At 62.7% G+C, this 8115-nt stretch carries 8 protein-coding genes; 3 read left to right on the plus strand and 5 right to left on the minus strand.

Features of this window, described 5'->3' with window-relative positions; genetic code table 11:
- Positions 1–47: 47 nt before the first annotated feature.
- The 5 genes from BO1_RS46475 to antA all read right to left on the minus strand — a co-directional run bounded on the left by BO1_RS46475 (position 48) and on the right by antA (position 5053).
- Complete coding sequence (locus BO1_RS46475) at positions 48–836, minus strand: alpha/beta fold hydrolase (RefSeq protein ID WP_084688810.1); 789 nt, start codon at positions 834–836, stop codon at positions 48–50.
- 172 nt (positions 837–1008) lie between these two features.
- On the minus strand, positions 1009–2007 hold the full coding sequence (locus BO1_RS46480) for an AraC family transcriptional regulator (RefSeq protein WP_028223418.1): 999 nt from the start codon (positions 2005–2007) through the stop codon (positions 1009–1011).
- Positions 2008–2091: 84 nt separating this feature from the next.
- Positions 2092–3132 (minus strand): anthranilate 1,2-dioxygenase electron transfer component AntC, encoded by a 1041-nt coding sequence (antC, locus tag BO1_RS46485; RefSeq protein WP_028223419.1) that lies wholly within the window; start codon positions 3130–3132, stop codon positions 2092–2094.
- A gap of 16 nt (positions 3133–3148) precedes the next feature.
- Positions 3149–3640 (minus strand): anthranilate 1,2-dioxygenase small subunit, encoded by a 492-nt coding sequence (gene antB / locus BO1_RS46490; protein WP_028223420.1) that lies wholly within the window; start codon positions 3638–3640, stop codon positions 3149–3151.
- A 3-nt stretch (positions 3641–3643) separates the two neighbouring features.
- The gene (gene antA / locus BO1_RS46495) at positions 3644–5053 is read right to left on the minus strand and encodes an anthranilate 1,2-dioxygenase large subunit (protein ID WP_407670096.1); all 1410 of its coding nucleotides are present in this window, start codon (positions 5051–5053) and stop codon (positions 3644–3646) included.
- Positions 5054–5391: 338 nt separating this feature from the next.
- Between antA and BO1_RS46500 the strand changes: the two genes are divergently transcribed.
- The 3 genes from BO1_RS46500 (at position 5392) to catA (ending at position 7861) form a co-directional block, all read left to right on the plus strand.
- The gene (locus BO1_RS46500; protein ID WP_028223422.1) at positions 5392–6528 is read left to right on the plus strand and encodes a muconate/chloromuconate family cycloisomerase; all 1137 of its coding nucleotides are present in this window, start codon (positions 5392–5394) and stop codon (positions 6526–6528) included.
- 29 nt (positions 6529–6557) lie between these two features.
- On the plus strand, positions 6558–6848 hold the full coding sequence (catC, locus tag BO1_RS46505) for a muconolactone Delta-isomerase (RefSeq protein WP_028223423.1): 291 nt from the start codon (positions 6558–6560) through the stop codon (positions 6846–6848).
- Positions 6849–6925: 77 nt separating this feature from the next.
- The gene (gene catA / locus BO1_RS46510; RefSeq protein WP_028223424.1) at positions 6926–7861 is read left to right on the plus strand and encodes a catechol 1,2-dioxygenase; all 936 of its coding nucleotides are present in this window, start codon (positions 6926–6928) and stop codon (positions 7859–7861) included.
- Positions 7862–8115: the final 254 nt, after the last annotated feature.

The raw sequence follows: 8115 nt of genomic DNA on the forward strand, positions 1-8115 counted from the left end.
TTAAGGCCAACGCCAGACAGCCCGCACCAACAGCGTGCGCGCCCTACCTAATTCTTCGCCTTGGCGGCCTCCTCGATAAGCGCCGCGACGGCCGCCGGTTGCGACTCATAAACAGCATGGCTGGCAGCCGTCTCAGCCACAGTCGCTTCAGCACGCTTGGCCATGGCCCGCTGCGCATCCGGCGGAATCATCCGGTCATGCGTGGTAACCAGATACCAGCTCGGCTTCGACCGCCAGGCAGGCACGGTCACCTCGCCACCCAACGCCTCCACACCCCAGGGCACCTGGGCATTCGCAAGAAAAGCAGCCCGCTGAGGATTCACATCACCCGCAAACGCCTCAGCAAACTTGGCCTTGTCGAGCATGAGAAAGCCATTAACAGGCGGCAAGATAGGCGGAACCGGCGCACCAGCCGGCGGATTGGCAATGAGCTTCTGCACAGACTCGCCCTTGTCAGGCGCAAACGCCGCGATATAAACGAGCCGCGAGACTTTGGGATCGGTGCCGGCCTCGGTAATCACCACACCCCCATACGAATGCCCGACGAGCACCACCGGGCCGTCCTGCGCATCCACGACGGCTTTCGTCGCGGCTACATCGGCGGCAAGCGAGGTGGTCGGATTCTGCACGATGCTGACGTTGTACCCCTGGGCTTTCAGGAGGTTGTACACCGCCTCCCAGCCTCCACCGTCAACGAAGCCGCCATGGACCAGCACCACGTTCTTGATGGCCCCGGCGGCCGATGCGGTTGTCGGCTCGACCATTCCGAGAGCCAGCGTACTGAAGGCCAGTGCACTCATCAGAGTGCGCAGCGACGAAAAAGGATAGGCTCGCATTTGAAACCTCATTGGCAAGGTGTGATGGGTGTGCGCGTCCCTCGGGAAGGACTGCATACCAGCTGAACGGCACACTGCCAGTCTGGTCGCAAAGCGACTCGCCTCCATCACCCAGATTACCTACCTCCTTTGGGAGAGCAATCCTGGGTCTGGCCTTGCTTATGGGCTTGCTTTAACGCCCCGCCGCCCGCTTGAGCGTTTGCGAGGGCGTCTCGCCGAAGAGTTGCTTGTAGTCGTTGGAAAAGCGCCCGAGGTGCGAAAAGCCCCAGTTCATCGCAATGGAAGACACATTGCGCTCCGAGCAATCCGTGAGCATTTCGCGCCGCACCGCTTCGAGCCGGTGCCGCTTCAGATAGGCCATCGGTGCATGGCCAAAGTGCTCGCGAAAACCATCGAACAGCTTGTAGCGTGACACGCCCGCCGCGCGCTCGATGTCCTCGAGCGCAATGTTTTCGCGGGCGTTGTCATGGATGAACTGCTTCGCGCGCAGCAGATAGTGCGGGCACGCGGGACGCATCGCCTCGGCAAGCGCCTGCGAGTAGTTGTGCGGCTGGGAAAGCAGCAGGCCCTTGATGAGCGCCTGCTCGAGATCCCCCGCCATTTGCTGATGATTGAGCAACGGGCCGGCCGCGCCCATTTCGGCAAGCAGGAATTTGACCATGCGCCACCAGGCGGCCTGGTCGCCGTCCGCGGCATTCATTTGCGGCTCGAACGTCAACGCGGCGTCGAGCGGCTTTTGCAGCAGCCCCTCGAGCACCTGGCGCAGTGCGGGTCGCGGAATGGAAACGATGATCTTGCGGCAGTTGCCCGTGATCGCCAGATCCTGGGTCTCGTGCGGCGACAACACGAGGCCCCTGTCCTGATCCGAGAGCCACAGGCGCCCGCGCGCGGCGAGCTCCTGCTGCCCGCTGAGCGGCAGGCTCACGCTATAGCAGTTCAGTGGCGCGTCGTTGTGCACGGAGACGGTAACGTCGGTGCCGTACTCGACGTACCCCAACGTGCTCGCCATCGAGCGCATCACCGTGCCCGAATGATGGAATTGCAGCGCCCCCGGGCTGCGTACCTGCAGCCCATGCGGTCCGCAAATCGACTCCATCCAGTCGCGCGCGCCTTCGAGGTCGTGACGCAGTGCGTCAATACCGCGAGTATCGTTGACGGCGGGGGTTGGCATGGCGTGGCATTGAGAGATTGACGAATACTCAATGGTAAACCACACCGTGCAGGGACAAAAGACCGAAACACCCCAAATTCCAGCTCAAGAAGCCGCGTGCGCCGTGTTGCTGTCCCCAAATTTCTCGTAGAAGAGCCGGTGGCCGTCCAGACGCTCGTTCGCGAGCCACGTCTTGATGGCCTCCACCATCGGAGGCGGTCCGCACACGTACATGTCGAACGGATCCGCTTCGAGCATCGCGCGGTCGAAATGCTCGGGGATGAGCCCCGTCTTGCCCTGCCACGCTTCAGACGGATTCATCACGACGATGTCGCTCGCGAAGTTGGCGATGCGCGCTTCGTAGGACTTCAAACGATCGAGCTCGCACAGATCGCGTGCGTTCGTCACGCCGTAGTAGAGATGCACCTTCTGGCCACAACCGCCCTTGTGCGCGAGGTCGTCGAGCATGCCGAGAAACGCGGACAGGCCCGTACCGCCCGCGACCATCACCAGCGGCCGTTCCACCTGGCGTAGATAGAACGTGCCGAGCGGCGCCTCGAACTCGATCGTCTGGCCCGGCTCGCAGCGCTCGCGCACATAGTTGCTCATTGCGCCGTCGGGCAGCAACCGGATCAGGAACTGCAGCTGATTGTTGTCGTCGGGCCGGTTGGCGAACGAATACGAACGCCACACGTCCGCGCCCGGCACTTTCAGGCGCGCGTATTGCCCGGGCAGGAAATCGAGCCGTCCCGGATGCGCGCTCGCGTCCAGATGCAGGATCGCCGTCGTTTCGGAGACCTGCGTCACCGCCGTGACTTTCCCCGAGAGCGCCGTCGTGCCGGCCGCGCTGCACAGGCTCGAATCGAAGTCGAAGTAAAACGACGCATCGGACTGCACGCGCGTCTGGCAAGACAGGATCTTGCGCGCGGCGAGATCGTCGGCGGAAAGCGTTTCCTCGTCGACATAGTCCTGCGTATAACTGCCCGATTCGCAGCGGCCCTGGCAGGTTCCGCACACGCCCTCGCGGCAATCGAGCGGGATGTTCACGCTATTGCGCAGCGCAGCGTCGAGTAACAGCTCACCCGCGCGGACATCGAAAAACACGGTCTTGCCATCGGCAAAACTGAACGCGACCTTGTGGCTCATGTCGTGGCACTCCCGCTTACAGATGGTAGAAATCGAGCACGGCGTTGATCTTGTCGTTCAGCAGCAGCACGTGCTTGCGCGCGATCTTCCAGCTGTCGCCTGCGGGACGCAGGCGATACGTGGCATGCCCGAAGAAGTGCTCGCCGATGCCCTGGCGCGCGTAGAACGTGGCCCAGTTGGCCTTCACTTCCAGCTCGCCGTTTTCGCGCTCGGCAATGCGCACGTTGGTGATCTGGTGCAGCGTGCGCGGCAGCGGCGTCGAAGCCGCCGACTTGCCCGTGCGCAGACGGAACACGCGGTCTTCGAGACCCGTGCGGTTCGCGTAGTAGATCAGCGACATGCCGCGTTTCGGGTCGGTCGTGTAGACGTGCTCGGAGTCCCACTGGGGCACGTGATATTCGCTGTTCTCGTCGAAGAGGTCGAGATACTCGTCCCAGCTCTGCGCGTCGCAAAGCTCGGCCTTGCGATAGAGAAACTGTTCGACTGACTGTTGCAGGTTGGCGGTCATGGCTCAAGCCTCCTTCTTGCCGTTCGATTGCTGCGCGAGACCGTTCATGAGGAAGGTCTGCCACGCACCGTGCTGGTTCACATACAGGCCCTCGTGGGTCAGCTCCGTGCCGCACAGCATGGGATCGATGCCGAGCAGGCGCGTATTGGCCGTCTCGCCCGCCACCCACTTGTGATGCCCGCGCGAGATGTCGCTCCAGCGCTCGAGGCGCGCCTGGAAGCCGCGCTGTTGCTCGCGGAATTCCACGAGATCGTCGGGCGTGCCCATGCCCGAGACGTTGAAGAAGTCCTCGAACTGCCGGATGCGGCTCTCGCGGTCCTGATCCGATTCGCCCTTCACGCCGATGCACTGGCTGATGACCTCGGTCTTGTTCCAGGCGACCGGACGCACGATGCGCAGCTGCGAGCTGATCTGGTCCATGAAAAAGAGGCTCGGATAGATGTTCAGGTTGCGCAGGCGATGCATCATCCACTCCGCCTTCTCCTGACCATGCGACTCGACGAGCCGCGGCATGACGCTGGCATAGCCGGGACGCACGCTGGGGTTCGGCATGTCGCTGAACAGCACGCTATGGCCGTTCTTGAACGCGAACCAGCCGTCGTCGGTCTCGGCGTCGCCGGCGCCAAGCTTGCTGTAATCGAGCGTGCCGCTTGCGGCGCCGCCGGCCTTCGCATTCGCTTCCTGGCGGCGCTGCACCGTGCTCACGTAGTTGTAGTGGACCGTGCTCACGTGATACCCGTCGAGGCCGTTCTCGTTCTGCAGCTTCCAGTTGCCTTCGTAGGTGTAGGCGGACTTGCCCGGCAGCACTTCCAGCTCGCCCGTGGGCGACTGCGCCACCATCATGTCGAAGAAGATGCGTGCATCTCCGAGGTAGTCCTCGAGCGTGTCGGTCCCCTCGACGTCGAGGCTGATGAACACGAAGCCCTTGTAGCTCGCGATGCGCGCTTTCTTCAGGCCGCGCGTGGACTTGTCGAAGTCTTCGCAGTACTCACCAGGTGCCTTGACCTTGACGAGGCGTCCATCGCTCTTGTAGCACCACGCGTGGAACGGGCACGTGAAGGTCGACTGATTGCCCTTGCTCATGCGTGTGAGCGTCGCGCCGCGATGCTGGCATGCGTTGATCATGGCGTTGAGCTGGCCGTTGCCGTCACGCGAGATGATCATTGGCTGACGCCCTGCACGCATCGTCATGAAGTCGTTCGGCTTGGGGATCTCGCTCTCGTGGCACGCGTAGATCCAGTTCTTCTCGAAGATGAACTCCATCTCGAGGTCGAAAAGCTCCGGCTCCGTGAACATCTCACGCGCAATGCGATAGACGCCCTCAGCCGGACGAAAGTCCAGACAACCGCCAATGAATTCTTGCCATTGCGGCGTGATTTTCTCGGTGCTCACGATGGGTTCTCCTCCTGCCATTGATGGGTCTTGCGACCCGGTCCTTGATGAGCTGGATTGAATACCCGATGCGGCCCCGGCGCTATCCGCCTGATCGGCGTTTGCTATCCGCTTTTTTCGCCAGCGTCCCATCCAGGCCCGGGCGACGCCGCGCCGCCGGTAGTCGGCGGGGGCGCGGCGCGGCCAAACCGAAAAAAACGGATAGTGAGCATCGACCAGGCGGATAGCGACCACGCGGACGCGGGTATTTAATGCCATCAACAACCCCATGAACGCCCACCGGTGCGACGAATAGAGAGGTCTGGCGCTTGCGCTGGCGTCCTTCCGCCCGGTTCCACGTACATCACTTAGCTGCCGCCATGACCCAAGCGACGATTGAACGTATCGAAACCCGCCTCGTCGATCTGCCGACGATTCGCCCTCACAAGCTCTCGGTCGCCACGATGCACGGGCAAACCCTGATGCTGGTGAAGATCTATTGCAGCGACGGCGTCGTCGGTTTCGGCGAAGGTACGACGATTGCCGGCATGGCCTATGGCCCGGAAAGCCCGGAGGCGATGAAGCTGGCCATCGACGCCTACTTCGCCCCCGCGATGCTCGGCCGGGACGCCACGCAGGTCCAGGCGCTGATGGCGCACGTGGGCAAGCTCGTGAAGGTCAATCACTTCGCCAAATGCGCGCTGGAAACCGCGCTGCTCGATGCCCACGGCAAGCGCCTTGGCGTGCCGCTCAGCGAGCTGCTGGGCGGCCGTCGACGCGAGCGCCTGCCGGTCGCCTGGACGCTGGCGTCTGGCGACACCGCAAAGGACATCGCCGAGGCCGAAACGATGCTCGAGGTGCGCCGGCACAAGATCTTCAAGCTGAAGATTGGCGCGAAGGAGCTCAAGACCGATATCCGGCACGTGGCCGAGATCAAAAAGGCAGTCGGCGACCGGGCCGCGGTGCGTGTCGACGTCAACATGGCCTGGAGCGAGACGCAGGCGGCCTGGGCGATTCCGGCACTGGCCGAGGCGGGCTGCGAGCTCGTCGAGCAGCCGGTCGCCTCCGCCGCCGCGCTCGCGCGCCTCATGCGCCGTTTCCCGGTGGCCCTGATGGCCGACGAAATCCTGCAGGGCCCCGAAAGCGCATTCGAGATCGCGAAGCACGCAGGCGCCGATGTGTTCGCCATCAAGATCGAACAAAGCGGCGGCCTGTTCGCCGCGCAGCGCGTGGCCGCGATTGCCGATGCGGCCGGCATCGAGCTCTACGGCGGCACGATGCTCGAGGGGGCGGTGAGCACGATTGCATCGGCGCATCTGTTCGCGAGCTTCGCCAACCTGCAATGGGGCACCGAGCTATTTGGCCCATTACTGATCACCGAAGAGATTCTGAGCACGCCATTGGATTACAGCGACTTCGAGCTCACGGTGCCGAACGGCCCAGGTCTCGGCATCGAGCTGGACGAAGCGAAAATCAGGCGATTCACCCGCGACGGCTTGATGAAAGTAACGAAGTAATCCGGACACCGAACAAGAGGACGTAGACCATGCTTTTCCAGGTACGAATGGATGTGAACCTCCCCGCCGACATGCCCGCCGATGTCGCCAATGAGATCAAGGCGCGTGAGAAGGCGTATTCGCAGGACCTGCAGCGCAGCGGCAAGTGGCGTCATATCTGGCGTGTGGTTGGCGAGTATGCGAACTACAGCATTTTCGATGTGGAGAGCAACGCGGAGCTGCACGACATTCTGACCGCCTTGCCGCTGTTCCCGTACATGAAGATTTCGGTAACACCGTTGTGCCGCCATCCGTCGTCCGTCCGTGACGGCGACGCGTGAAGCAAAAGATTGACGTTGTGTAGAGGGCAAGCCCGCCCGAAGACCGTTCCCCCCAAAGCCAAGTGGAGACAGTAATCATGAGCGTGAAGGTATTCGAAACGAAGGACGTGCAGGACCTGTTGACGGCCGCATCCAACCTCGGTGGCCAAACAGGCAATGCCCGTTTCCAGCAGATCACCCATCGCCTGCTGAGCGACCTGTTCAAGGCCATCGACGATCTCGACATCACGCCCGACGAAGTGTGGGCGGGCGTCAACTACCTGAACAAGCTGGGCCAGGACGGGGAAGCGGCACTGCTCGCCGCGGGCATCGGTCTCGAGAAGTACCTGGACGTTCGCATGGACGCCGCCGACAAGGCGGTCGGCCTCGAAGGCGGCACGCCGCGCACGATCGAGGGCCCGCTCTATGTGGCCGGCGCACCGGTGCGCGAAAGCATATCGCGGATCGACATCAATCCGGATGCCGATGCCGGCCCGCTGGTGATCCGCGGCACCGTCACCGATCTCGACGGCAAGCCGATCGCGGGCGCCCTCGTCGAATGCTGGCATGCCAATTCGAAGGGCTTTTATTCGCATTTCGACCCGACCGGCGCGCAAACCGAATTCAACCTGCGCGGCGCGGTCAAGAGCGGCGCCGACGGCAAGTACGAATTCCGCACGCTGATGCCGGTGGGCTACGGCTGCCCGCCGCAAGGCGCCACGCAGCAGTTGCTGGACGGGCTCGGCCGTCATGGCAACCGCCCTGCGCACGTGCACTTTTTCGTCAGCAGCGACGATCACCGCAAGCTGACCACGCAGTTCAACATTGAAGGCGATCCGCTGATCTGGGACGACTTTGCCTATGCCACGCGCGAGGAGCTGATTCCGCCGGTAGTGGAAAAGACGGGCGGCGCCGCGCTGGGCCTGAAGGCCGACACGTACAAGGACATCGAGTTCAACCTCACGCTGACGCCGCTGCTCCAGGGCAAGGACAACCAGATCGTCCACCGCCCCCGTGCTTCTGCCGCGGCATAAGTGCCCGATATGGCGGTGGCACTGCCGCCTGTCCGGAGTGCCCTGCTCGACACTTGAGAAAACCGCCGTTCGGAAGGACGGCGGTTGCGTATTTAGAACTGGGGTGGCGGCGTCACACGCCTGGCCACTTTGCTGGATCTTCGTGCCCCCGCCGGGTATTGCTTGGAGTGTGTTTGAGAATTGATTTGTCGTGGGTTGTGGGGGCATTGGCATTGGCATTGGCATTGGCATTGGCATTGGCCTTTCCTTGTCTT

Source organism: Paraburkholderia oxyphila NBRC 105797, from assembly GCF_000685075.1.
GTDB lineage: Bacteria > Pseudomonadota > Gammaproteobacteria > Burkholderiales > Burkholderiaceae > Paraburkholderia > Paraburkholderia oxyphila.

Coding starts and splice junctions, on each gene's coding strand:
- antB (WP_028223420.1), bottom strand. CDS start 3,640: ATGACCGCCAACCTGCAACAGTCAGTCGAACAGTTTCTCTATCGCAAG.
- BO1_RS46475 (WP_084688810.1), bottom strand. CDS start 836: ATGCGAGCCTATCCTTTTTCGTCGCTGCGCACTCTGATGAGTGCACTG.
- antA (WP_407670096.1), bottom strand. CDS start 5,053: ATGGCAGGAGGAGAACCCATCGTGAGCACCGAGAAAATCACGCCGCAA.
- antC (WP_028223419.1), bottom strand. CDS start 3,132: ATGAGCCACAAGGTCGCGTTCAGTTTTGCCGATGGCAAGACCGTGTTT.
- BO1_RS46500 (WP_028223422.1), top strand. CDS start 5,392: ATGACCCAAGCGACGATTGAACGTATCGAAACCCGCCTCGTCGATCTG.
- BO1_RS46480 (WP_028223418.1), bottom strand. CDS start 2,007: ATGCCAACCCCCGCCGTCAACGATACTCGCGGTATTGACGCACTGCGT.
- catC (WP_028223423.1), top strand. CDS start 6,558: ATGCTTTTCCAGGTACGAATGGATGTGAACCTCCCCGCCGACATGCCC.
- catA (WP_028223424.1), top strand. CDS start 6,926: ATGAGCGTGAAGGTATTCGAAACGAAGGACGTGCAGGACCTGTTGACG.